This window comes from Rhodanobacter aciditrophus (assembly GCF_042679525.1).
Classification (GTDB): domain Bacteria; phylum Pseudomonadota; class Gammaproteobacteria; order Pseudomonadales; family Marinomonadaceae; genus Marinomonas; species Marinomonas aciditrophus.
The window spans coordinates 238,682-263,118 of record NZ_JBHTMN010000018.1; the positions used below are offsets into that span (position 1 = coordinate 238,682).

Annotated in this window: 22 protein-coding genes and 1 tRNA gene; 13 read left to right on the plus strand and 10 right to left on the minus strand. The window is 47.5% G+C overall.

The genetic code is table 11. The features are described from left to right. Nucleotides 1-54: 54 nt before the first annotated feature. Nucleotides 55-1,080 (minus strand): asparaginase, encoded by a 1,026-nt coding sequence (locus tag ACFQ45_RS16140; RefSeq protein WP_377369557.1) that lies wholly within the window; start codon nt 1,078-1,080, stop codon nt 55-57. Between the two features lie 16 nt (nt 1,081-1,096). Then, nucleotides 1,097-2,500, minus strand: a complete 1,404-nt coding sequence (locus ACFQ45_RS16145) for an aspartate ammonia-lyase (RefSeq protein WP_377369559.1) — start codon at nt 2,498-2,500, stop codon at nt 1,097-1,099. A gap of 278 nt (nt 2,501-2,778) precedes the next feature. Here ACFQ45_RS16145 and ACFQ45_RS16150 point away from each other — a divergent pair, with 278 nt between their 5' ends. The 3 genes from ACFQ45_RS16150 (at nt 2,779) to ACFQ45_RS16160 (ending at nt 5,488) form a co-directional block, all read left to right on the plus strand. Beyond that, entirely contained in the window at nt 2,779-3,591 is an 813-nt protein-coding gene (locus tag ACFQ45_RS16150; protein WP_377369561.1) for a helix-turn-helix transcriptional regulator, read from the plus strand. A 47-nt stretch (nt 3,592-3,638) separates the two neighbouring features. Then, on the plus strand, nt 3,639-4,883 hold the full coding sequence (locus tag ACFQ45_RS16155; protein ID WP_377369563.1) for an amidase family protein: 1,245 nt from the start codon (nt 3,639-3,641) through the stop codon (nt 4,881-4,883). Nucleotides 4,884-4,969: 86 nt separating this feature from the next. Continuing rightward, nucleotides 4,970-5,488, plus strand: coding sequence for a cytochrome b/b6 domain-containing protein (locus ACFQ45_RS16160; protein ID WP_377369565.1), 519 nt, complete (start codon nt 4,970-4,972; stop codon nt 5,486-5,488). 29 nt (nt 5,489-5,517) lie between these two features. Here the strand turns inward: ACFQ45_RS16160 and fhuB are convergent, their stop codons facing one another. Genes fhuB through ACFQ45_RS16175 form a run of 3 tightly spaced genes read right to left on the minus strand, consistent with a single transcriptional unit; the run spans nt 5,518 to nt 9,201 of the window. Then, nucleotides 5,518-7,494, minus strand: coding sequence for a Fe(3+)-hydroxamate ABC transporter permease FhuB (gene fhuB / locus ACFQ45_RS16165; protein ID WP_377369567.1), 1,977 nt, complete (start codon nt 7,492-7,494; stop codon nt 5,518-5,520). A gap of 5 nt (nt 7,495-7,499) precedes the next feature. Further along, on the minus strand, nt 7,500-8,420 hold the full coding sequence (locus ACFQ45_RS16170) for an ABC transporter substrate-binding protein (RefSeq protein WP_377369569.1): 921 nt from the start codon (nt 8,418-8,420) through the stop codon (nt 7,500-7,502). Further along, nucleotides 8,413-9,201: an ABC transporter ATP-binding protein gene (locus tag ACFQ45_RS16175; protein WP_377369571.1), complete on the minus strand. Its 789-nt coding sequence runs from the start codon at nt 9,199-9,201 to the stop codon at nt 8,413-8,415. Before ACFQ45_RS16175 ends, ACFQ45_RS16170 begins: the two co-directional genes overlap by 8 nt. 243 nt (nt 9,202-9,444) lie before the next feature. On the opposite strand from ACFQ45_RS16175, the gene ACFQ45_RS16180 reads away from it, so the two are divergent. Both ACFQ45_RS16180 and ACFQ45_RS16185 read left to right on the plus strand, forming a co-directional pair. Beyond that, complete coding sequence (locus ACFQ45_RS16180; RefSeq protein WP_377369573.1) at nt 9,445-11,346, plus strand: PhoX family protein; 1,902 nt, start codon at nt 9,445-9,447, stop codon at nt 11,344-11,346. A gap of 225 nt (nt 11,347-11,571) precedes the next feature. After that, a complete protein-coding gene (locus tag ACFQ45_RS16185) occupies nt 11,572-11,859 on the plus strand; it encodes a hypothetical protein (RefSeq protein WP_377369575.1) in 288 nt (95 codons plus the stop codon). A gap of 74 nt (nt 11,860-11,933) precedes the next feature. Here ACFQ45_RS16185 and ACFQ45_RS16190 read toward each other — a convergent pair. Further along, nucleotides 11,934-12,019 (minus strand) — tRNA-Leu (locus tag ACFQ45_RS16190). A 224-nt stretch (nt 12,020-12,243) separates the two neighbouring features. Here ACFQ45_RS16190 and queA point away from each other — a divergent pair. From queA to secF, 5 genes are all read left to right on the plus strand, one after another. Next, on the plus strand, nt 12,244-13,305 hold the full coding sequence (gene queA, locus ACFQ45_RS16195; RefSeq protein WP_377369577.1) for a tRNA preQ1(34) S-adenosylmethionine ribosyltransferase-isomerase QueA: 1,062 nt from the start codon (nt 12,244-12,246) through the stop codon (nt 13,303-13,305). 5 nt (nt 13,306-13,310) lie between these two features. After that, nucleotides 13,311-14,456: a tRNA guanosine(34) transglycosylase Tgt gene (gene tgt, locus ACFQ45_RS16200; RefSeq protein ID WP_377369579.1), complete on the plus strand. Its 1,146-nt coding sequence runs from the start codon at nt 13,311-13,313 to the stop codon at nt 14,454-14,456. A 75-nt stretch (nt 14,457-14,531) separates the two neighbouring features. Then, nucleotides 14,532-14,858, plus strand: coding sequence for a preprotein translocase subunit YajC (gene yajC, locus ACFQ45_RS16205; RefSeq protein ID WP_377369581.1), 327 nt, complete (start codon nt 14,532-14,534; stop codon nt 14,856-14,858). A 74-nt stretch (nt 14,859-14,932) separates the two neighbouring features. Continuing rightward, entirely contained in the window at nt 14,933-16,786 is a 1,854-nt protein-coding gene (gene secD, locus ACFQ45_RS16210) for a protein translocase subunit SecD (RefSeq protein ID WP_377369583.1), read from the plus strand. Nucleotides 16,787-16,801: 15 nt separating this feature from the next. Next, nucleotides 16,802-17,707: a protein translocase subunit SecF gene (gene secF, locus ACFQ45_RS16215; RefSeq protein WP_377369585.1), complete on the plus strand. Its 906-nt coding sequence runs from the start codon at nt 16,802-16,804 to the stop codon at nt 17,705-17,707. A 69-nt stretch (nt 17,708-17,776) separates the two neighbouring features. Here the strand turns inward: secF and asd are convergent, their stop codons facing one another. Together asd and ACFQ45_RS16225 are read right to left on the minus strand one after the other, a co-directional pair. After that, nucleotides 17,777-18,634 carry an archaetidylserine decarboxylase gene (gene asd / locus ACFQ45_RS16220; RefSeq protein ID WP_377369587.1) on the minus strand — a complete coding sequence of 286 codons (858 nt, stop codon included), beginning with the start codon at nt 18,632-18,634 and terminating at the stop codon, nt 17,777-17,779. Nucleotides 18,635-18,647: 13 nt separating this feature from the next. Next, entirely contained in the window at nt 18,648-20,123 is a 1,476-nt protein-coding gene (locus ACFQ45_RS16225; RefSeq protein ID WP_377369589.1) for an HDOD domain-containing protein, read from the minus strand. Between the two features lie 131 nt (nt 20,124-20,254). On the opposite strand from ACFQ45_RS16225, the gene motA reads away from it, so the two are divergent. Both motA and ACFQ45_RS16235 read left to right on the plus strand, forming a co-directional pair. Next, nucleotides 20,255-21,109 carry a flagellar motor stator protein MotA gene (gene motA, locus ACFQ45_RS16230; RefSeq protein WP_377369591.1) on the plus strand — a complete coding sequence of 285 codons (855 nt, stop codon included), beginning with the start codon at nt 20,255-20,257 and terminating at the stop codon, nt 21,107-21,109. 8 nt (nt 21,110-21,117) lie between these two features. Further along, nucleotides 21,118-22,020, plus strand: coding sequence for an OmpA family protein (locus tag ACFQ45_RS16235; protein ID WP_377369593.1), 903 nt, complete (start codon nt 21,118-21,120; stop codon nt 22,018-22,020). On the opposite strand, the gene rsgA is transcribed toward ACFQ45_RS16235, so the two are convergent. After that, nucleotides 22,017-23,051 (minus strand): small ribosomal subunit biogenesis GTPase RsgA, encoded by a 1,035-nt coding sequence (gene rsgA, locus ACFQ45_RS16240; protein WP_377369595.1) that lies wholly within the window; start codon nt 23,049-23,051, stop codon nt 22,017-22,019. The two genes, ACFQ45_RS16235 and rsgA, sit on opposite strands and share 4 nt — an antisense overlap. Nucleotides 23,052-23,114: 63 nt before the next feature. On the opposite strand from rsgA, the gene orn reads away from it, so the two are divergent. Next, entirely contained in the window at nt 23,115-23,669 is a 555-nt protein-coding gene (orn, locus tag ACFQ45_RS16245) for an oligoribonuclease (protein ID WP_452600473.1), read from the plus strand. Nucleotides 23,670-23,687: 18 nt separating this feature from the next. On the opposite strand, the gene ACFQ45_RS16250 is transcribed toward orn, so the two are convergent. After that, a complete protein-coding gene (locus ACFQ45_RS16250; RefSeq protein WP_377369599.1) occupies nt 23,688-24,437 on the minus strand; it encodes a sulfite exporter TauE/SafE family protein in 750 nt (249 codons plus the stop codon).

Consider the following 24,437-nt stretch of genomic DNA (forward strand, 5'->3'; position numbering starts at 1 on the left):
AATCAACAGGCCGAATGGAATTTCGGCCTGTGTGACCGCTTTTGAAACTAATTATTAAGCTTCACTAGAGGTCATCTCATCGATCAGGGCTTGGGGCCATTGCTGTTGGATCTGCTCATAACTGTAGGATTGAGCCAATAGCCAATGTAGCTTGGCGAAAGCCGCTTCCAAAGTAATATCTTTACCATCTAGGATCCCCAGCTTACAGAGTAAAGAACCCGATGCATAGGCACCTTGTGCGGTACCGCTATGGGCACACTGGGTGACATTGATGACGGGTTTTTGTGCTTGCTGCATCTTACTTAAGAAGTCCACAAAACCTGTGTTTTGATCCGCTATATTCCCTGCGCCATAGGTCTGGATAATCACTGCACGGCACTCCGGGTCCTTCAAAAAGCCTTCGTAAGCATAATCAGACATGCCTGGATGGAGCACAAGGATGCCCACGCCATTATTATCAAACTCATAGTGACGCTTTGCCGGTGCTTGGAGAGCGCTTGGGTTCAATGCTGTACCAGCAAACTGTTTATGGATAGAAAGTTTCGCTAAAGGCTCAGCGTTAAAAGATTGAAACGCTGAAAAGTCATGGCTACTGAACTTAGTAACTCGACTACCTTGCATAAGAGTGTGGTGGAATAACACGGACACCATGCCAAAGCTTGGCTCGACGGCCAAGGCCATCGCGGATTCTAAGTTGCTGTTTGCATCACTACGACCCATGCCTAGTGGGATTTGAGAGCCTGTGATGATGACGTTTTTATTGCAGGTGCCCAGCATGAAGGACAGGGCGCCAGCAGTGTAAGCCAGTGTGTCGGTACCATGTAGGACAATAAAACCAGCATACTCATGCCAATGTTGCTGAAGGGCATCATAAATCTGGCTCCAGTTAGAGGGTGTAATATTGGAGCTATCGATGAGCGGGTTTAACTCGATCAAATCGAACTCAGGTAAGTCATCCAGACTTTCCCCAAGTGTGTCATGGATTCGAGCCTGCAGGCCAGAAGAGGGAGCCAGCCCGTCGTCTGTTTGCACCATACCAATGGTGCCGCCTGTGTATAGAATAAGTAGTTTAGAGGTCACGTTGTCTCCTTGGTGATCAGCTCGACAATTTCGTTGGAGCAATCATTTTTTCTGGCTTCAGTAGCTCGTTAAGCTGGTCTTCCGTTAGCAATCCTTCGAGCAGTATTAATGATTTCACCGTGGCGCCGGTGAGTAACGCTTCTCGTGCAATTCGAGAAGCATTGCTGTAGCCGATGTGTGGAACTAATGCAGTGATGATGCCAATACTGTTTTCCACATGGGCCAAGCACGTGGCTTCATTTGCTTGAATGCCCTGAATACATTTTTGATTGAGCATGTCACAGGCTTCACGCAGCATTTTTAACGAGTTTAATACGTTGTAAATGATCATGGGTTCCATGGCATTCAGCTGTAATTGACCTGCTTCTGCAGCAAGGGTGACCGCTAAATCTGACGCAATCACCTGATAAGCTGTTTGGTTCATGGCTTCTGGGATAACAGGGTTTACCTTGCCCGGCATAATCGAAGAGCCAGGTTGCATCTCAGGTAGCTTTATTTCACCAAGGCCTGTGCGCGGCCCACTCGATAGAAGCCTTAAATCATTACTCATCTTGCTTAACTTGATTGCCAAGCGCTTTAGAATACCAGAGAAGAAGACAAAAGCCCCCATATCGGATGTGGCTTCTACCAAGTTACTGGCTGGGGTTAGAGGCTTTTTAGAAATAATAGCGAGCTTTTCTATGGCCTTTTGTGAGTACCCTTCAGGGGTGTTGATTCCCGTACCGATAGCGGTACCGCCTAAGTTTACTTCACAGAGTAGGGCGCAGGCGTCCTGAATGCGGTCAATGTCTTCCCCAAGTGTGGTTGCAAATGCGTTGAACTCTTGACCCAGTGTCATGGGCACCGCGTCTTGTAACTGAGTGCGCCCCATTTTCAGTACGGAGGCGAACATTTGGCCTTTGGCTTCCAATGCTTCCTTCAGTTGAGCTAAAGCTGGTAGAAAGTTGTCCGCAGCAAACTGGATGCCCAGGCGCGCCGCCGTCGGATAGGCGTCATTGGTGGACTGGGATTTGTTGACATGGTCATTTGGATGCAGGTGTTGGTAATCACCAAGACCAAAGCCAAGTTTGCTTAAACCTATGTTGGCAATGACTTCGTTCGCGTTCATGTTAGTTGACGTTCCGGCCCCGCCTTGAATCACATCTACGATAAATTGATCGTGATATTGGCCGTTTATAAGATCCTGACAGGCATAGACAATGGCATCAGTTTTTGTGTCATCCAGCAGTCCAAACTCTTGGTTAGTGCGTGCCGCAGCGGCTTTGACCATGGCAAGGGCCTTGATCAGCTCAGGGAAGTGTCCAATAGGCACCCCTGTTATCTTAAAGTTTTGCGAGGCTCGCAGGGTTTGAATGCCATAATAAGCTTGCGCAGGAACATCCAAAGTTCCCAGAAGGTCGTATTCAGAACGTGTATCCATTTTATTACCTGACTTAGCATGTAAGGGAACAAGGAAATTGAGAGTCTGCTTAATGATGAAGCAAAGCGACACTCAGCGCCAAAGCTCTTCATGGGCACATCTTTTTAAATTTAGTGCCGATGTGTCATTATTGAAACGAATTTATCGTCAAATGTGGAGTTCGTATACTGATCTGTATTGTTGCTGATTGGTACTTTTTTGACGTCAAATAGCATCAACTTTTAGGTTTAACTACCTTCTTGGAAGCGTTAGTATGCTAGTAGTTCAGGAGGCCCCCAATGAATGAAAATTTCCCCGAAAATCTGCGGCTACTTTGCAGTTACTACAAGTCCATCGCAGATGTCTGCCGTCGATTAGCCGTAAACCGTCCGCAGTTTAACCGTTATCTAAGTGGAACCACCTTTCCTTCCAACAGCACCTTGCGTCGAATTTGTGACTTCTTTGGGGTGGAGGAGCATGAGATCTTGCTTCCACACAGCCAATTTAGACGTTTGTTGCAAGTGCGCCCCGTGACGGAACAAGAGCCGGTGGCGGCAACCCCTGAACAGCAATACTTTGACAAGCTTAACAGTGTTGGCCAAAGCGGCATTGAAAAGTACGTGGGGTACTATTTTGAATATTATTTATCCATGGCATACCCAGGTAAGGTGCTGAGAACTTTGGTGTGTATTGAGCGCCAAGGCAATAAAACCTATTACCAGCGGACTGAGCGTCTCAACCCACGTAAATCCGGTAAACCTTTTCATGGACTGTACAAAGGGGTCGTGCAGTTCTTGGGAGACCGAATCTTTTTGCACGATTATGAGACGCTTACCAACTTGGAAATGACTCAAACCGTGCTTTATCCCACGTTTAAAAATCGTGTGGACCGCTTAACTGGCTTGCGTCTCGGTGTTTCTGGCAGTGGCGAGCGCATGCCTTGCTGTACCCGAGTTATGCTGGAGTTCATTGGTAAAGAAATTAAGCGCAACAAGGTTATGCCCATGTTGGGATTGTATGATTACGATGACGAAGCTTTAGATGATGACATTCGTTTGTCTATTAAAAATGACATTGCAATCGGCGAATGGCACTTTCGAGCACGATTCTAGTCCAAGTGTTAGCGGTTTAAGTTTTCGAGAGACAGGGTGGTATGGATATGAGCGCAACATTTCCTTGGCGAAACAGAGGCCTAGCAAGTCATTTGGAATCGCTCCAAGAGCGCATTGAGCAAGCGGATAACTCGATATTTATTGATGTATTTGATCTGGAATCACTTCCTTCCCACGAGGGAGAGCTATCTGGCGCTCTGGTGTCTATTAAGTCCACATTTGATGTATTGGGATATCCTACTACCGGCGGAACAAAGATACTCAATCAAGGCATTGCTCAAGCGAATGCAGAGGTGGTTACCCGTTTAATCAGTGCTGGTGCCAAGTTGGTGGGCCATACCAATATGACCGAATTAGCGTACTCTGGATTGGGTTTAAATCCTCATTATGGCACCCCTGACAACCCCTTGTTACCCGGTCGTATTCCTGGCGGCTCCACCAGTGGTGGCGCCGTATCGGTGGCACTCAACTTAGCTGACATTGCTTTGGGCACGGATACCGGGGGCTCCCTGCGCATTCCAGCGGCATTTTGTGGTTTAACTGGGTTTAAACCTACTCAGGATTCAGTGTCGCGACAAGGTTGCTTGCCTCTGTCCAATGAACTGGACAGTGTGGGGCCTATCGCAAGAGATGTGGCAACCTGTCGACAGGCTTGGGAAGTGTTATCTGGCAAGCAGGCCGATGAAACTCAAGATCCCATTTATCTTGTAGTGCCCACCAACTTTGGGTTTGACGATCTTGATCCTATTGTTAAAGAAGGATTTGAGCAAGCGCTTGCCAACATAGAATCCTTAGGGATTATTGTCGAGCGGCGACATATTCCTCAGTTGGATGACTACAAAGAACTTCCTGTTTGGCAGTTTTCTGCAGTGGAAAGTCGCCGAGCCTACCAATCACTTTTTGATCTAAGCAGTGATCAGCTTGATCCGCGGGTGCGAAAACGAATGGCTCGGGGGACGGAAGTGTCAGATGAAGACTTTATGCAAACCTGCGTCTTAAGAGATCGAATCAAAGGCGATTATCAAGCTGCAGAGCGGAATACTTTTTTGCTTATGCCTACGGTGGCTTGCCTTCCACCAACCTTTGAGTCTCTTGAAGATGACGGGGTATTTGATCAGATGAACCTGCTTTGTCTGCGCAACACCACCCTTGCAAACGTACTGGATGGCTGCAGCATTTCGTTACCCTATCAATCGCAAGGTATGCCTATTGGTATCATGTTGACCGCTTGTCATGGTCGAGATGCGGATCTGTTAGCGGTAGCAGAGAAGCTGGAAACTGTTTTTTCTTAGACCTGAGGGTCTTCTGCCTAAATTAAGGCTGAATTAATCTTACCAGCTTATGTTTGTCTCACCTTAATTTGGATGAGGCTTGCGTAATGCGCCACTCAATAATCATTTGGGATCCTGTTGTCAGGGTTTTTCACTGGACGGTGGCAGCCGCTTTTCTGCTAAACGCTCTCATACTTGAAGAGGGCAGTGAGTTGCATGAATGGGCAGGCTATTATGTCTTAAGCATGCTTGTCATACGTGTAGTATGGGGGCTAATAGGCACCCATAATGCCCGCTTCGCAAACTTCTTTCCTAGTAAATTAGCCATACGCACTCATATTCAAGAGTTAATCTCAGGGAATATACCTGAAGATAATGGTCACAACCCTCTCGGAGCCATAATGATCTTTGCACTGCTCATAGGGCTGGCCTTAACAGGATTAAGTGGTTGGGCGATTGAAGGAGTGTTTAGTGGTGCTCACTTGGCGGAGGAGGTTCACGGATTCTTTGCTAATTCCACACTGGTGATGGTGTTTATGCATGTGTTAGCGGTAGTTGTATTTACGCTCAAAGGACCAAGGAATCTCATTGCTCAAATGATTACGGGTCGAGTGACAAGGCGCTAACAAGCATTCTTGGAAACGCCTTTTTAGTATTAATGTCTTCGGGTTGTCCGGTTATGTAGCAGCAGCAAGATAAAATATAGGCCGCCGACAATCGACACAATTGTCCCTGCAGCGATTTGAGCAGGGTACAGAATGACCTGTCCGAACCAATCAGCCCACAGCAATAACGTCGCCCCCAGCAAGCCAGCACAACCAATTTGTGCGCGAGCTTTCGTGGCACCTAGCATGATTGCCATATGAGGTGCGATTAAACCGATAAACGAAATAGGTCCTAAGGTGGCGGTAATAGTGGCACACAAAAGCGCCACTAATGAAAGTAGGGTAAGACTTGCCCATTGAACGGGGACTCCTCGTGCCGCTGCGAATCCACGTCCAATTGATAGCTGCGTCAACCAGCGAGAGCAGAGCAAAGCCCCAAAGGACATAACGCCCATACTGACCGCTAACAAGACACTCTGACTTGGGCTTACGCGATAAGTGGAGCCGGCCAACCAAAGTAATATGCGGTAACTGTCAGAAGTACCTCGAGATAAAAAGAATTGAATGGCGGCATCCAGTAAGGCAGTCACCGCAATCCCCGTAAGTATCAAGCTAGAAGGGGCGAACTGGTGTCGTTTACCTAACAATAGCAATAACCCTAAAACCGATAGGCTACCGACAATAGCAGTTGTCCAATGGGTCGATAGGGCGCTACTACCGAAGGCTAACGTGGTCACCACAATGGCAAATGTGGCACCGGCTGACACCCCTAAAATGTCCGGGCTGGCAAGAGGATTGTAGATCAGTCGTTGTAGCAGCACGCCTGCGATGGCAAGACCCATACCAGCCGCTATGGCACTGAGCATTCTGGGCCAACGAACCATCCATTGATACTCTGAAGGAAGCTGCCAAGTCCAAATGCCACTATCAAGCTGGATAGTGGTCGTCAGTATTAGGCCAAGCAAAAAGGCCGCCCCTAAGATAGGTAAGGTAAAGGGGCTAAGGTTAGATTTACCTTTGGGTAATATCAGAGCAAGGCTGTCCTGCGCCCTAAGCTTGCGCCGACAAAACCAAATCAGGGCGGGCGCGCCGACCAGAGCAGTGGTGACGCCGCTTGCAATGACAGTTGAGGTCATCTGGCTTAGAAAAAATGCAGCTCGATCCGTCAGCAGTAGAAAGATGGCACCCAGTACCATACTGGCCAGCAACTCTTGCCGCGGTGTTCTAGCCCCCATAGCGCGAGCGCAGTTAGGGGCAATTAAGCCGATGAAGCCAATGACGCCTACTATGGTAATGGTGCTGGAAGTGAGCCATATGGAAGCCCCAATCAGTGCTAAGAATGTCGGCAAGACGGCGAGGCCGCGAGCGGTGGCATTGTCTTGACCAAGACGCATTAACATTAGAATCCGTGGCGCAAAAATAAGCAGGGGGATGATTAGAAGCAGCTTTGGTAGTAACCAGAGAATGTCTTCCCAGCCATTTTGTGCAAGATCCCCAGCTCCCCACATGAAAATATTTTGCGCAAATTGCTCATTAAGCAGCATGATGCCAGTGGCAATGGCCCCCAGCAGAATATTCACAACCATACCCGCTACGACAACAGGCAGCCCTGTCATATTCTCGATGCCGACGATGGCGAGAATGAGAAAAAACGCTGCGAAAGAGCCCGCCATGGCAGCGTATACCGCGTAATCGCCCACCCATTGGGTAAACCATACATTCAGTATGATCAGTGCTAGCCAGGCGCCAGAAGACGTACCTAACGTAAGAGGTGAGGTGAGGGGGTTTTGGGTGAGTTGCTGCATTAAGCTGCCAACTAAGCCAAAAGTTGCGCCAACGATTAGTGCCATTGTTAATCGTGGCAAATGCCCAAAAAGATAACTGAAATCGGCAAAGCTCTCTGGTGACGTGGACTGAGTGATCAGATGCCATTGTTGATTAAAGGGCAAATTTGTTCCCAACAAGATACAAGCAATCAGAGCGCAAACCATTAATGGGATGGAGACTTTAGTAATCTGGCGTTCCATGGAAATTATTCCGCGAGTTCAAGCAAGCTTTGGGTATAACCCTCTGCCAAATATTTCAACGACATGGCTCCACCATAGCTCCACACGGGGTCTGCGGAATTGATTCTCTGCTCCCGAACAAATGGCATCGCTTTCCAAAGATATGAACGATTTAATTTATCCCAGTAGGGGAAGGGTAAAATGTTTAGAACATAGCCATTCGTGACATCTTTAAGTACGTCAATGCGCTTTTGAGTGACGCCCCATTGGGCCGCTGGTAAGGGAATGGGGTTGGTTAATCCGAGTCGTTTGAGAACATAGTCCGAGGTGGAGTTTTCGGTAAATAAGAATACCGAGCTTTCATCACTGAGTCTCACAGGCAATACGTTAGGTAAGTCTGATCCGAAGGCCTCTGTCAATTGAGCCTTTAATCTCGTGAACTCATTATCGAGTTCGGCGATTTTTTGATTAGCCAACTCTGATTGACCAAACAATTTGCCAAGCAACACAAACTGTTGGATAGCCACCTCGCCAGCGTTCACATCGGCGGTATAGTTTTCTAGATAGACAACTGGCGCTATTTTCTCAAGAGCGGGAATGATGTCTGCTTGAGTGGCTGTGGCAAGAATGACATCGGGAGTCAGGGCAGCAATGCGCTCTAAATTAGGCTCAGCACGAGTGCCCACATCAGGGACTTGATCTGGGATTGGAGGTTGCATCACCCACTCATTGTAAGACTGAATTTCTGTGGCACCCACTGGAATAATTCCTAGCTCAATGACTTGTTCCGTTAAATCCCAGTTGAGCGATACCACGCGCTTCGGAGTATGGTTAAACGTATGAGTAGTACGATTGTCTTCAAGGGTGAAGGCTAAGGCTGAACTGCTTATGAACAGCGCCATAATCGATGACACAATGGCCTTTAATGAAGCGCTGATATTAGGCATGGGCAAGTTCCTCAGGACAGACAACAGCCAGCTTGTTGGCACTGACAGGGTGGTCGATTAATTTTATTGAGGTGTTGTAAAGCGCTGAAAGTCGTTCCTCGTCCAATAAAAGCTCTTTATTACCTTCAAATGCGATCTTTCCTTTTGCAAGAGCGACAATGTGATCGGCGTAAAGTAGTGCCAAGTTAAGGTCATGAAGGATTACGATCATGCCTCTAGCAGCATCTTGGGTAATGTGAGCCAGTAGCGCCATTAGATGATATTGGTGTTGGATATCCAGTGCTGACGTAGGTTCGTCCAAAATCAAGACGGGCGACTGCTGTGCTAATAGCATGGCCACCCATGCTCGCTGTCTCTCCCCGCCGGACAGGTTGTCAGCAAGATGGTGCGAAAACTCTGTGACCTTGGTTTGTGCCATGGCCGCGTCTACCAATTGCTCATCTTCTTTGGACCAGCGGCCCAGCAGTCCACGCCACGGAAATCTTCCCAGTCTGACGACTTCGCGCACGGTTAAGCCTGCGGAGGCGGGCAGCTTCTGAGGTAAAAAGGCCACCTCTTTTGCTAACGCTTTAGCGTTAAATTGCGCCATGGGTTTGCCGTTTAGCGTGACTAGGCCTTGGTCTGGGGCTTGTTGTCCTGCTAGCAAGCTAACAAGAGTAGACTTGCCTGAGCCATTGTGGCCAAGCACAACAGTGAGTTTGTCGGTCGGGATCGTGAGTGTTGGAATGTCTAGAATACAACGATCGTCGCGAGTCATAAGAACGTCGGATAACTGATACATGTGAGATGGAAACTCCGATTCGGTTCTTTCAAAGAAATGATTGAGCGCGCCATAATACAAAACTCGTTGAAATATTGCGAATCATTTGCATTATCGTTTCATTTGGTTCACCAAACTGTCATGCAAACATCATGTAACTGACATCTCTCGTAGGCTAAATGTTTTGGTCTTTATTTTTCGGGCCTGCTTTGTGGAAGGGTAGGTACCGCAACAAAACTAAAATATTCGATTGAGGGAATTGCGATGTCAGTTAAGCAAGATCAAGTGCTAGGGTTTGATGAGCACGATGAAATGGTCCGTCCGGCGATGGAAGTGGTTGAGTTTGAAGAAACGGCAAAAGCCATGGTCTCTCGCCGTGGTTTCCTCTCTGGCGGTGCCGCAGTCGGCGCAACAGCGTTCGTAATGGGATCTACAACACTTGCGGCAGGTAAAGCGCTCGCTGGTGAAGAGATGAAAATGTCTCGCCTAGCGTTTGAAATGGTGAAAGCAAATGCCCATGACACAGTGACAGTGCCGAAAGGTTACAAGTGGGAAGTGTTGGCGTCTTGGGGTGAGCCTTTGTTCTCAAACGCACCTGCTTTTGATCCTAAAACGGGTGGTACCGGTGCATCGCAAGAAATGGCCTTTGGGGACCACAACGACGGTATGGCACTGTTTGTTCATAACGGTCGTCAAATCCTATGTGTAAACAACGAATACACTAACCTTAATACACTTCATGCTAACCGTGCCGACGGCAAGCCAACGACTGCGGATGACATTCGTAAAAGTAAAGCCGCTCACGGTGTGTCAGTGGTTGAAATTGCTCGTACTGGTGGTAATTGGGGGATTGTTAAGGACTCCGAATTTAACCGCCGTATTACTGCGGATACCGAAATGGACATTACCGGTCCAGCCCGCGGTCATGACTTGCTTAAAACCAAAGCGGACCCTCGCGGTGTCGTGGCGAAAGGAACTTGGAATAACTGTGGTAATGGACAAACCCCATGGGGCACTTACTTAACCTGTGAAGAAAACTTCAATGGTTACTTCTCTTCTTCAAATAAAGAATTCCCACTGACATCTCAAATGAAGCGTTACGGCATCAGTCATGATGATTGGGGTTACAGCTGGGCCATGGCAGACGAGCGTTTTGACCTATCTAAAGAGCCACAAGAGCCAAACCGCTTTGGTTACATCGTTGAAATTGATCCAATGAATCCTACTGCGCGACCTAAAAAGCGTACCGCTCTAGGTCGCTTCAAGCATGAAAACGCGGAAGTAGAAGTGGCTGCCAATGGTCATGTGGTCGTGTACTTAGGAGACGATGAGCGTGGTGAGTTCTTATACCGCTTTGTGTCTAAGAATAAGTACGTTTCCGGTGGTGATAATTCAAACCTTCTTGAAGAAGGTACTTTGTACGTCGCTAAGTTCAATGAAAACAATACTGGTCATTGGATGGCTCTAACGCCAGAATCGACGGGTATGACGGAAGCAGAAATTGCTATTTACACCCGTCTTGCTGCTTCTAAATTAGGGGCAACCACAATGGATCGCCCTGAGTGGGTGGCGTCTAATCCAAACAAAGCAGAAGTTTTCTGTGCTTTAACCAACAACAAAAACCGTGGTGTTAAGCCAAACGCGGGTGGCGATGCCACCCCTGCAGTAGGTCCGAACCCACGTGTGAAAAATAACTTCGGCCAGATCGTACGCTGGGTGCCTGCTAATCAGGACCACACTGCAGAGAAATTCACTTGGGATCTGTTTGTTCTAGCGGGTAACCCTGCTGTGTACGATGATGCTAATGCTGGCTCTAAGAACGTTAACAAAGACAATATGTTTAACTCTCCAGATGGTCTTCGTTTTGACAAAAAAGGCCTACTGTGGATTCAAACAGACGGTAACTACTCAAATGAAGGGGGCTTTGCAGGTCAAGGCAATAACCAAATGCTAGTGGGTGATCCTGAAACAGGTGAAATTAAGCGTTTCTTAGTGGGGCCAAAAGAGTGTGAAATCACTGGTGCCGCATGGAGTGCTGACCGTACAACTATGTTTGTTAGTGTTCAGCATCCAGGTGAGAAGGGCGATTCGGTTTGGCCAAATGGAGGCATGCCACGATCAAGTGTGATTGCCATTTCCCGTGAAGACGGCGCCATTATCGGTTAATACAGCCTTAGTAGGAAAAACGGCGCCTAGTGCGCCGTTTTTTTGTTGGCGGTTAAAGGCGCTGCTGAATGAGTGGTTTTTGAGCGCTTTGGAAAGACTTTAGAGACTGCATACAAGAGATTTGCAATAACTTGGTAGTTGGTTTCTAAGGTCTTGCATACACTTCTCTCTATCGAGCGGATCTGCTTTTGTGATCCATGCTCTACGTAAATGAGGAGAGGTATCATGGCAATTAAATCAAAGCGCGTCATTGAAGTTACGGCTCTGTCTGCTGTGTTGGCTTTGAGTGGTGTTCCCGCCGCCTATGCAGACGATCTAGAGAATCAAGTTGGCTTCAGTTTAAATAGCAGTGATAAGCACTTATTGTTGCATCAGGATGAGTCTGGCAGCTATATATCTGACAATCGTGGCGTTATTGAGCGCACGGCACACAGTAATGCATCTGATCAGGGAAGAGCGTCTCGCAGTGCTGGCTCCAATAATGGTGGCGGTAAAGGTGGGAATAAGAAATAGGGCTTTCGGTTCTATTTCCCCTAAGAACGAAAAAAGCCCCAAGCATTTGCTTGGGGCTTTTCGCATCTAAAAGATGGTACCAGTGGCCGGACTCGAACCGGCACGCTTTATAGGCAATGGATTTTGAATCCATCGTGTCTACCAATTCCACCACACTGGCCTTGAAAAAGGTGGTGCGTATTATCTAGGTTTCTCCGATAGAGTCAATACTTAAATTGAAAAAGTTTAAAACACTTGTGGCTTGGTTAAACCCTGAACAGTTGCTGTCTCATAACGCATAATAAAGCATCAGATAAAAAGGGAAATCCTGAGTTAACGTACCCAACTGGTCAGAAATTCGATAAAATGCCGCATCAATTTTATAGGTACTAGAAATAACTCATTATGCGCGTGTCTGATTATCGCTTTGAGCTGCCTGAGGAGCTCATCGCACGCTACCCTATGCCGGAGCGTACCGCTAGCCGTTTGCTCAAGCTAGATGGCCCGAGTGGTGCTTTGTCTCACAATACATTCACTGATGTACTGGATTTTGTTGAAGCGGGTGATTTGATGGTGTTTAACAACACCCGTGTAATTCCTGCCCGATTGTTTGGTCAAAAAGAGTCAGGCGGCAAGCTAGAGCTTCTCGTTGAGCGCCTTCTGTCAGAACATGAAATTTTGGCTCACGTCCGTTGCAGTAAGTCTCCTAAAGTAGGTAATCGCTTAGAGCTAGGTACCGACAGAGGTGCATCCCATGGAGCTACCATGGTGGGGCGTGATGATACTTTATTTCACTTGAAGTTTGATGAGCCGGTTTTGTCAGTGTTGGAAGCGGTGGGTCACATGCCATTGCCGCCATATATTGAGCGCCCTGATGATGAGAGTGACCAAGAGCGCTATCAGACGGTGTACAACAAAACCCCTGGTGCGGTAGCCGCACCCACAGCGGGACTTCATTTTGATGATGCGCTGTTGGAAAAGTTGAAGGCGAAAGGCGTAAAGGTTGCCTTTGTTACACTGCATGTTGGCGCGGGAACCTTCCAGCCAGTCCGTGTGGATGATGTGAAAGACCATATCATGCACTCTGAGTATGCTGAGGTATCTGAAGAAGTGGTAGAGCAGGTGCGGGCCACGAAAGCCAATGGCAAGCGTGTCATTGCCGTGGGTACCACCAGTGTGCGTTCTTTAGAGTCTGCCAGTCAATCAGGTGTGATTGAGCCTATGGCCAACGACACGAGCATTTTTATCTATCCGGGCTATGAGTTTAAAACGGTTGATGCCTTGGTAACGAATTTCCATTTGCCAGAGTCCACCTTGATCATGTTGATCAGTGCCTTTGCTGGCTATGATCATGTGATGAATGCTTATCGGGTAGCCGTAGAAGAAAAGTACCGATTTTTCAGTTATGGCGATGCCATGTTTATTACCCGCAACCCAGAGGTTGTCGGGACGAAAGTTGAGGAATAAGACGAATGTCAGATAAACGTCCAGAATGTTTTATGGACTTTGAGGTGTTTAAAACCTCAGGTAAGGCTCGCCGTGCGCGCTTGAGCTTTCCACGGGGCGATGTAGAAACCCCAGCTTTTATGCCCGTGGGCACCTATGGCACAGTTAAAAGTATGCTGACTCGTGATATTGAAGAGATCGGTGCAGACATTATCTTGGGTAATACTTTCCATCTTTGGTTGCGCCCCGGAACGGATGTAATCAAAGCTCATGGTGACTTGCACGACTTCACCCAATGGAAAAAGCCAATCCTGACGGATTCTGGTGGTTTCCAAGTATTTTCTTTGGGGGCCATGCGTAAAATCACCGAAGAGGGCGTAAGTTTTCGCTCCCCTGTAAATGGTGACAAGGTGTTCTTAAGCCCAGAGATCTCGATGCAAGTACAGCGGGATCTTGGTTCGGACATTGTGATGATCTTCGATGAGTGTACGCCTTATCCAGCCACGGAAGACCAAGCCGCTAAATCTATGCGTATGAGTCTGCGTTGGGCCCAGCGTTCCAAAGAGGCTCATGGTGACAGTCCTTCTGCTTTATTTGGTATCATTCAGGGCAGTATGTATGAGCAGCTTCGGGATGAATCCCTTGAAGGGCTGACGAATATCGGCTTCGATGGCTATGCCATTGGAGGCTTGTCAGTAGGCGAGCCAAAAGAAGACATGGTGCGCATTCTTGATCATCTGGCCCATAAAATGCCCGAAGATAAGCCCCGTTATTTAATGGGGGTCGGCAAGCCAGAGGACTTGGTGGAAGGTGTCCGCCGAGGTGTCGACATGTTTGACTGTGTGATGCCAACCCGCAACGCCCGTAACGGTCATTTGTTCACTTCGGAAGGGATTGTGCGTATTCGTAATGCGTTTCACCGCCATGATGCCAATCCGTTAGATAAAGAATGTGACTGTTACACTTGTAAAAACTTTTCTCGGTCATATTTACATCATCTTGATAAGTGTCAAGAAATGGTAGGAGCTCAGCTTAATACCATTCATAACTTACGCTACTACCAGAACTTAATGGCGGGATTGCGTAAGGCGCTTGATGAAGGTAGATTTGACGCCTTTGTTGATGAATTTTACGCAAAACGTGGTATGGAAACCCCACCGCTGAGCGAATAATGATCAAAAAAGTGTTTTTGTTTGTCTTTTGAACAAAAGTGCAACCGTTTTATTAACCATTGGAGAGTAATCACCATGATCGCTTTGATCTCACCAGCTTACGCTGAAGGTGGCGCTCCGGCAGACGCAGGTATTTTTAACCTAGTTCTGTTGGTAGGTTTCGTCATCATTTTCTACTTCTTGATGTGGCGCCCACAATCAAAACGTGCCAAAGAGCATAAAAACTTGTTGGCTTCCTTAGCAAAAGGTACTGAAGTGGTAACAAGCGGTGGTGTTCTAGGTAAAGTAACAAAAGTTGATGATAACTATGTTGTACTAGACGTTGCTGAAAACATTGAGATGAAATTCCAGAAGTCCGCTATTGCTGCGGTATTGCCAAAAGGCACTCTGAAATCAATCTAATGTCTATGGAAAAGCGCCTTACGGCGCTTTTCTATTTTCTTGGTTATTTTTTTCTCTAGTTCCAAGGACTATCCATGCTTAACAAGTACCCCTTGTGGAAGTATTTGCTTATTTTGCTGGTCATCGTATTCGGTGTTATTTACGCATTGCCTAATCTTTATCCAGATGACCCAGCACTACAACTATCCACTCAAAAAGCCACAACTGTGGTTGATCAGCGTTCATTGAATCAAGCTGCTCAGGCTTTGGAAGAAGCCGGAATTGAATTAAAGCAAGCAGAGTTAACGTCTGCTGGCGGTACCTTACGTTTTAATAACGGTGAGGACCAACTAGCGGCCCAGCCGGTTGTCGCTTCGGCACTTGGGGACAACTTCGTTGTTGCATTAAACCTAGTACCAACCACACCAGATTGGTTGGCGGCAATTGGTGCAGGCCCGGCTAAGTTAGGCTTGGACCTTCGTGGAGGCGTTCATTTCTTATTGGAAGTGGATACGCCGGCGGCTTTGAAACAGCGTTTGGATGTGGCCGCAAGTGAGATGAAGACCTCCCTTCGTCAAGAGCGTATTCGTTACCGTAGTGTAGACATTACTGATGGGGTTATGTCGATTCGCTTCTTACAGGAAGGTGACCAGTCTCAAGCTGAGAACTTATTAGAAGATGCTTTCCCTGAATACATCTACAGCACTCGTGACGAGGGCGACGATTACTACGTTGATGTGAGCTTTACAGAAGCGGCTACCCGTGAGATCGAAGCTTATGCATTGCAGCAGAACTTAACCACCCTTCGTAATCGTGTGAACGAGCTAGGTGTGGCAGAGCCATTGGTTCAGCGCCAAGGCAGCAATCGCATCGTGGTGGAGTTGCCGGGTGTTCAAGATACGGCCGCTGCAAAACGTATTATTGGTGCAACGGCAAACTTGGAATTTCGTCTTGAAGCGGGTCTTGACGCCAATGCTGCAGACACTGATACCTTAACGTTCCGTGATGGCAGTGGTCGAACCGCGCGTTTGGATCGTGATGTGATCATTACAGGTGACAGCGTATCGGATGCTAACTCGTCCTTTGATGAGAATGGTCGTCCACAGGTAAACATCAGCCTAGATGGTCGCGGTGGTTCGGCCATGGCGCGAGTCACTCGTACCGCAGTGGGCCGCAATATGGCGGTTGTGTTTATTGAGCACAAGAGCCGTACTCGTTTTGTGACTGACGAAAACGGTGAAGTGAACGAGGTGCGTCGAAGTTACAGCGAGAAAGGCATTATCTCTCTTGCAACGATTCAGACGACTTTGGGTAACTCCTTCCGTATTACCGGGCTTGATAGCCCACGTGAATCCTCTGAACTTGCTTTGTTATTGCGTGCAGGGGCGTTGGCTGCGCCAATTTATTTTGTGGAAGAACGTACCATTGGTCCTAGCCTAGGTGCAGAAAACATTCGTTTAGGTGTTTTGTCTGCGCAAATTGGTTTGCTGGTGGTCATGGCCTTCATGTTGGTTTACTACAAGGTGTTTGGTGTGTTTGCCAACATCTCATTGGCATTGAACATTGTCTTGTTGATGGCCTGTATGTCGCTACTATCTGCCACACTTACCTTGCCGGGTATTGCGGGTATCGTACTGACAATGGGGATGGCAGTGGACGCCAATGTCTTGATCTTCTCCCGGATAAGGGAGGAACTCAGAGCTGGGTTGCCGACTCAGCAGGCGATCCATTCTGGTTTCAATCGTGCTTTCACGACCATTTTAGATGCCAACATTACGACCTTGCTGGTGGCGGTTATCCTATTTGCGGTCGGTACTGGTCCGGTTAAAGGTTTTGCGGTGACCTTATCTCTCGGGATCATCACGTCCATGTTTACGGCGATCCTTGTGACGCGTGCCCAAATTAATTTGGTGTACGGCGGCCGTAAAAACAAACGTCTGTTTATTTAAGGAGGGCATTGAATTATGAATATTCCATTTATGGCAATGCGCAAAATCGTTGCGATGTTCTCCATTGCTATGGTGTTGATTTCTCTTGGCTCGTTAGCGGTTAAGGGTTTGCAGTTTGGTTTGGACTTTACGGGTGGTACCCTGATTGAGGTGCAGTACAGTCAGGCGCCTGCCCTTGATGATGTGCGTCAGCTTTTGGCTGATGGGGATTACAGTGATGTCACCGTGCAAAACTTCGGCTCTCCCACTGACGTGGTCGTTCGTATGGGGAATGCCTTTACACCGACCCTAGGTGATGAAGTGTTGTCTGTACTGCGTGCTGATGGAAGCGTTAGTGTTGAGCTAATGCGTTCTGAGTACGTGGGTGGTCAAGTAGGCGAAGAGCTGCGTGAGCAGGGCGGACTAGGTATGCTGCTGGCACTGGCCATCGTCATGATCTATGTGGCAGTGCGTTTCCAGTTCAAATTCTCGGTTGCTTCTGTGGTGGCCTTGGCTCACGACGTGATCATCACGTTAGGTATTTTCTCCCTGTTTGAGTTTGAATTTGACCTAACGGTGTTGGCCGCGTTATTGGCGGTCATCGGTTACTCTTTGAACGATACCATCGTTGTTTGCGACCGGATTCGTGAGAACTTTCGAATCATGCGTGACACCACCCCTTACGATTTGATTAATGAGTCCATCAACCAAACGCTAGATCGAACCATCATTACGTCTATGACCACCTTGTTTGTGTTGGTCGTGCTGTTCTTCTTTGGTGGTGAGAGTATTCACAACTTCTCATTGGCATTGCTGATTGGTATTTTGATTGGTACTTATTCATCTATCTTCGTGGCGGCGAACTTACTGCTTGCCCAGAAAGTGACCCGTGAGGATTTGGTGCCGACTCCAAAAGAAGAGTTAGAAGACGAAATGCCTTAAAGGTATTTCGAGAGGAAATAAAAAAGCGACCATTCGGTCGCTTTTTTTGTGCATTCAATAAATGGCAACTTAGTTCACAAGCGTACCAAATGGCATGCCCATTTTAGTTGGGGTTTCTGCCGCCAGTGTTTCGTCCCAATTAACCGCGTCTTTGCCAAACAATACGATAGCGGTGGAGCCAAGTTTAAAGCGGCCCATTTCTGCACCTTTTTCAAGGGTGATGTCAGAGAGTTTTTGGTAATCCCAGGTTTGCACCTGCTTGCTAAAAGGTGTTACTTGGCCAGTCCACACTGTTTCAATGCTGGCAACAATCATGGCGCCAACTAGGATAACGGCCATGGGGCCAGCTTCTGTCTCAAAGAGGCAAACGGTCCGCTCGTTGCGGGCGAAGACATTAGGGATTTGCTCGGCCGTGACTTTGTTCACGGAGAATAATTTGCCTGGCACATGGATGGTTTTGACCAGTTTGCCGGTGAGGGGCATATGGACGCGGTGGTAGTCCCGAGGTGATAGATAAACGGTGGCGAATTTGCCGCCAAGGAACTGGTTTGAGAGCTCGGCATCCCCACCGATGAGTTCGGTTAAGCTGTAGGTATGGCCTTTTGCTTGGTAGATGGTGCCATACTCAATGTCACCCAATTGGCTGATGGCGCCATCGGCAGGGCAGGCAATGGTATTGTCTCCCTCTACGATAGGACGCAGCTCGGGCTTAATAGCACGGGTGAAAAAATCGTTAAAGTTTCGGTAGCTGAATGGGTCTTCGTTGACCGCTTCGCTCATGTCGACATTGTATTTTTTTACGAACTGTCCAATGAAGGTGTCTTTTACCCAGGAATTCTGGCACTGCGCGATGCGTCCCACAAAACGAGATAAACACTTTTGTGGTGTGATGTGTTGTGCGAATGCAAATAATTGGTCTTTGTTCACGGTCTTAAGTCCATTAGTCAGCGAGTTTTATCACTCGTTTAAAGGTGTCGAATTGCTCTTGGCTTAGGGCTGTTTGGCCGGCAAGCCAGTAAATGTAGGTTTCTTGCTCTGATACAGGAGAAGAGGCTAAGAATAGGTGCTGCTTTTCATGAAACAGCTTGTCGGCATTCTCAGGCATTTGCCTTAGCATGCTTGCAAGTTTGCTGTCGTTAAAGTGAACGGCCACACGCTTGCTGGTTAATTTGCTGATAACAGGCGTGGAAGCGTCCCATTTCACTTGTTTAATTTGGCTGACGTCATAACCAAATTGAAGCATGGGAGATAACTTGCCTGTGGCTGTATCGTGGCGCAAAATCAAAATCTGATCACAGCTGCCTTTAAATAGGCTAAGCAAAGCTTTCATGGCCGTAGCAGTGCGCTGCTTAGGCTCGCTCAGGGTTTTTAACTTTTGCTCTAAGGCTGCCATGGGTGAGACTTTAACTCGTTTAGTGACAGGTGCTTTGCTTGCAGAGGTTCGTGTGTAGAGTAAAGGAGACAGTAGTTGTGCCGCTAGGCTCTGTTTGGCATCAATGGTGAACTCTTGGGCTGCCTCTCGTGTGGCATAGTGAGTTAGCTGAATCGCATCCCCGAGTTTGATGTGAATAATGGCGGAAATGACCCGATAGTAAAAAGGTAAGTTTTTACTGCCCCAGCCCATGACATTAGCCTCTTGGGAGATGCGGCTTGCACAGTAGGCTAAGATCAATGGACCGTTCATTAACAGTGTGACACGTTTGTCTTCTGCGAAGCCCGGTAGTTGATCGGGGGTATGGGTTAGGCGTGCGATAGATTGGAGCTCTTCCGCCGTCGGTATTTGATCTGTTAGGAAAGAGTCGATGATGATCTGGGGCACTTTCCATTCTTTGAAAAGTGCGACAGTTAATTCGTCAATTCGACAGCCCAGTAGGGCTTGCTCACTGCTTTCAGAGGCATCCCCTTTTCTAACACGGGTAGTAAGCTCTTGCATGATGTCGTGGGCATGGAACCAAAGTAGCCAGCGAACGGCATCTCGGAAAAATGTAATCCAGTAGACATCATCTATTCGGCTTATTTTCTTTTCCAGGGCCCATTGTTTCGCTATGGCAGCCGCTTCGTAGCTGGTTTGAACTTCTCGCCAAAATGCCGCATGGGCTGGATTCTTTCTGGAGTATTGGTAGGGTTCTAGGCTATCGAATATGGTTGCAATGCCTTTCATGCCGATCATGGATGCGGCGTGAATAGGGCTTTTTATGTCATTGCGTTTGTATTCCACTATCATGTTGGCACGATTCAAAATCGCAAAAGCTAACATGGGTTCTGATGCAATGTTGCTCTGCATCCGATCCAGTGTTTCATCAGGTGTCTTGATTTGCTTCCTGAGTTTAGCAATGTTGTCAGAGCCAACTGGAAGTTTTCGGTCTTGCAGATAAAGTAGCCATTCGGTGAGGCCAGAGGGTGACTTGTTCTTCATAGCTCGTTACATTTAAGGCTCAAGACAAAGGTAAGTAGTTAATGCACCAATGATTTGTAAAGTGCATGATTAGTTTAATCATACTTTATATTATTGGGTGAGCATACACCGTCGAAATATAGGAATGAATTATGTTTGTGTTAGCAGGGATACTCTTAGTATTAGTAAGTGTTGTGACGGGGTATTTGGCTTCCCATGGGGAACTGCTAGCACTCTGGCAGCCATTCGAAGTGGTGATTATCCTTGGTGCCGCTTTAGGTGCATTTATGATCGCTAACCCTTTTTCACTACAAAGACAGACGTTGAAGTTGCTCCCCCAAGTATTTTTGGGTAGCCGTCATAATTCTGCTTTTCAAGCACAGTTACTAGGGTGTGTGTACTCTGTTTTTCAGCGTAGTCGCCAAGAAGGTTTTTTAGCTGTAGAGCAGGATATCGAGGCACCTTTTGAAAGTGAGTTGTTTTCGCGCTTTCCCGATGTGGTTCGTGATCATGCTTTGGTGGAATTTTTTACTGATAATTACCGTATTTTTACCCTGACAGGCCTGCCTTCCCATGAGCTAGAAGCCATGATGGAGGGGGAGCTAGAGCTTATTCAAGAGGAGTTGAAGGCTCCCAGCCATGCAGTGACCCGGGTGGCAGAGGCGTTACCAGGTTTTGGTATCGTGGCTGCGGTACTTGGGATTGTGATTACCATGGGCTCTATTGGTGGCCCGATGGAAGAAATTGGTGCCCATGTTGCCGCTGCTCTGGTGGGCACTTTCTTAGGGATATTTTTTGCTTACGGCTTTGTAGGTCCAATGGCTTCCCATATGGAGCATCTTGGCGAGCAAGAGTTTCAATCTTATTTATGTTTGAAATCTTGTTTAGGGGCCATGTCTTCAGGTCATCCGCCAACCGTATGTGTTGAGGCTGGGCGGAAGATGCTACCCGTTCATATGCGTCCAAGTTTCGTTGAATTAAACGAGATGGTTAAGCAGTACCGCTAGGGGGCTTTGTGAAAAATTCTGGGTTGGTAATACGGCGAGTCAGGAAAATCAAAAGGGGCGGGCATCATGGCGGGGCTTGGAAGATAGCCTTGGCAGACTTTGCTTTGGCGATGATGGCATTTTTCTTGGTGCTGTGGATTATTAATGTTGCTTCTCCAGAAGAATTAGCCGCCATTGAGGGGTACTTTAATGACCCAAAAGGAATGTCTACGGCAGGTTACAGCAATAAACCCATTGATTTGGGCGGCAGTCCAGCGAAAAGTGTTGAACAGAAGCTGGATTTAGACTTGCCCGAGCCGGGCAGTACTTCTGAGCTGACTGATGAGACTGAAATGCGCTTAGGCAACGATGGGGAGGAGTTGGAGCGTATGAATGCCATGATGGAAGAAGAGTTGCAAAATATCGAGTTCTTCCAGTCAGAGGACAATAATATGCGCATCGAAATCACCCCTGAAGGTGTTCGCATTACTCTGTTAGATGACCCAGACAAGCCCATGTTTGAGTCGGGAAGCAGTCAATTGGTCCCAGACATGGAGACCACATTGGTTTCCATGGCATCCGTGTTTGCGAAAACGGACAATCCAATTGTTGTGACGGGACACACGGATGCGACGGCATTTCAGGGAAGTGATTTTGAAGACAATTGGGATCTTTCAAGTGCTCGCGCTAATGCGGCTAAAGTGGCGCTTCTGGAAGGAGGGTTGAACCCAGGGCGAGTTGCTCAAGTCATTGGCTTGGCTGATACGGTGCCTTATAACCGGTGGGATCCTGCTAGCTCTGAAAATCGCCGTATTACGCTTACTTTGTTAACGGATGAAGCGTATCGACGTTTGTTATCTCAAAATAGGCGTCGTTTTGGTGGAGAGCCAGTGGAACTGGCTCCCGGCTTGACCCCTGAAGGAGTGTTTTAAAAGGCATCGTTGTCACGGATGGATTGACGAATACGTAGATAGCTCTCGAAGCGGTGAGCTGTGATTTCACCGTTTTCAAGGGCCTCACGGATGGCGCACCCCGGTTCTTGTTCGTGAGCACAGTCTCGAAATTTGCAGTATCCCAAGTGTGGACGAAACTCGATAAAGCCTTCTAATAGCTCGTCTTCGCTAATGTGCCACAAGCCAAATTCACGGATCCCAGGAGAGTCAATTAGATCTCCTCCGATAGGCATATGGAAAAGCCGTGCCGTGGTAGTGGTATGGGTGCCTTTTTTACGCTTTTGAGACAACTCTCCCACACTGATTTCGATGTCCGGAAGTAAGGTTCCGATCAATGATGATTTGCCGACCCCAGATTGCCCTACGAAAACGCTGATTTTGTCTTTTAGGAACTCATAAAGCTCTGACATGGATGCATCGTTTTTAGTGGAGGTGCGAATCACTCGGTAGCCCAGATCTGTGTAGGTCTGTAGGAGTGAGTCGAGGGCTTCTTTGTTAGTGTCGTCGATGAGGTCACATTTGTTTAACAAGATAACAGGAGGGATGTCGACGGTTTCTGCTGCCACTAAATAGCGGTCGATAAGGTTAGCGTGGGGGACAGGTTCCGCTGCGATTACAACAACAATGAAGTCTATATTGGCTGCAACAGGCTTTAAGCGACCATGCATATCAGGTCGTTGCAATAGGGTGTCTCGATCAGCACGTGCGACCACCACGCCACCTTCTGTGTGTTTAGGGCGCCATACCACTTTATCACCGGTAACAAGCTGTCCTAGGTTCGCGCGCATATTACAGCGTGTGCTGATGCCTTCGTAGGGTACTTGAGTGCCTTCTACTTCTACTTGAGTACCAAAGTGAGAAATGATTATGCCCTCGGTTTCAGGGCCAAGATCAGACGATTGTAGAGTTTCTTCGGCTTTGTCTGCTCGCTTTTGCGTACGTTCCATACGCTCTTTGTGGATGCGCTCAATGCGCCAAGCTTGCTGTTTGGTGAGCTTTCTTTTCGACATGCTTTCAGGTGGGTCGTTAATTTAAACGCATAGAGTATAATGGCTGGCATCTAAAATACAGGATTGAGTGATATGAGTTACAGCGAAGACAATTTAATTTGGATTGATTTGGAAATGACGGGCTTGGAGCCTGAGACTGATACCATTATCGAGATCGCAACGATTGTCACAGACAAAGATCTTAATGTTCTTGGGAAAGGGCCGAATTTGGCAATTCATCAAGAAAAAGCTGTGATGGATGCCATGGATGAGTGGTGTACTGAGCACCATGGCGCATCCGGATTAACAGAGCGTGTATTGAACTCTCCTATTTCTATGGAAGAGGCCGAAGCGCAGACGATTGCATTTTTGGAGCAGTATATTCCGGCGGGTAAGTCACCGATTTGCGGAAACAGTGTCGGGCAGGATCGTCGATTTTTGTACAAATACATGCCTAAGTTAGAAGCCTATTTTCACTACCGTTACTTGGATGTCAGCACGTTAAAAGAACTGGCAAAACGATGGAAGCCTGAAGCGCTGGAAGGCTTTGAGAAAACTGGGGCTCACTTAGCCTTAGATGACATTATTGAATCCATTGAAGAGCTGAAACACTACCGCAAAACAATATTTAACCTGTAGCTCTCACATAGGGAGCGGTTAAATTAGGCCGCTTCCTCCATCCCATAACAGCTTCACCCCCGTTACCATTAATAGTGCATACATAAGCTTGAAAAAAAGTTTAGTGTTGATGTGATAATGAAGCCAGGCACCAACTTGTACTCCCACAAAGGCAATGGGTGCAAAACACACTGAATACAAAAGCAGATCTGTATTAAGTTGGCCAAGCCAAGCGTAAGGGATCAGCTTTACGTAGTTTATGGCGGCAAATATTAAAGCGGCGGAGGCGACAAAACGGGTTTTATCCAAGTTTAGGCGTAACAGGAAAACGCTGATTGGAGGGCCTCCAGCATGGGAAATGAAGCTGGTAAACCCACCCAATGCGCACCAAAAACCTGCAGCTAATTTTCCGAGAGGGCCCTTTGGAGCTTTTCTTCTGGCTGCCAGCCAAGTGTTGATGACGAAGCCAATGGCCACTAAACCTATGATGATTTTGAGTAGGGGCTCCGAGACGAAAGAGGCCATCAAGGTGCCAATGATAATACCTAGGATGGCTGATGGAATACTTTGTTTGACGGCATCGGCATCCCATTTTTTCCAGAACTTCTGTACCGTAAATATGTCCATGATACATAAGACGGGTAACATTATGGCTGCGGCTTTAATGGGGGAGACATGCAGGGATATCATGGGGACCGCGATAATACCAAAGGCACCGGAGAAACCGCCTTTTGAGATGCCAGTGATAAGCACTGCAATCGAGACTAGGATTAAAAGAGTAATGTCCAT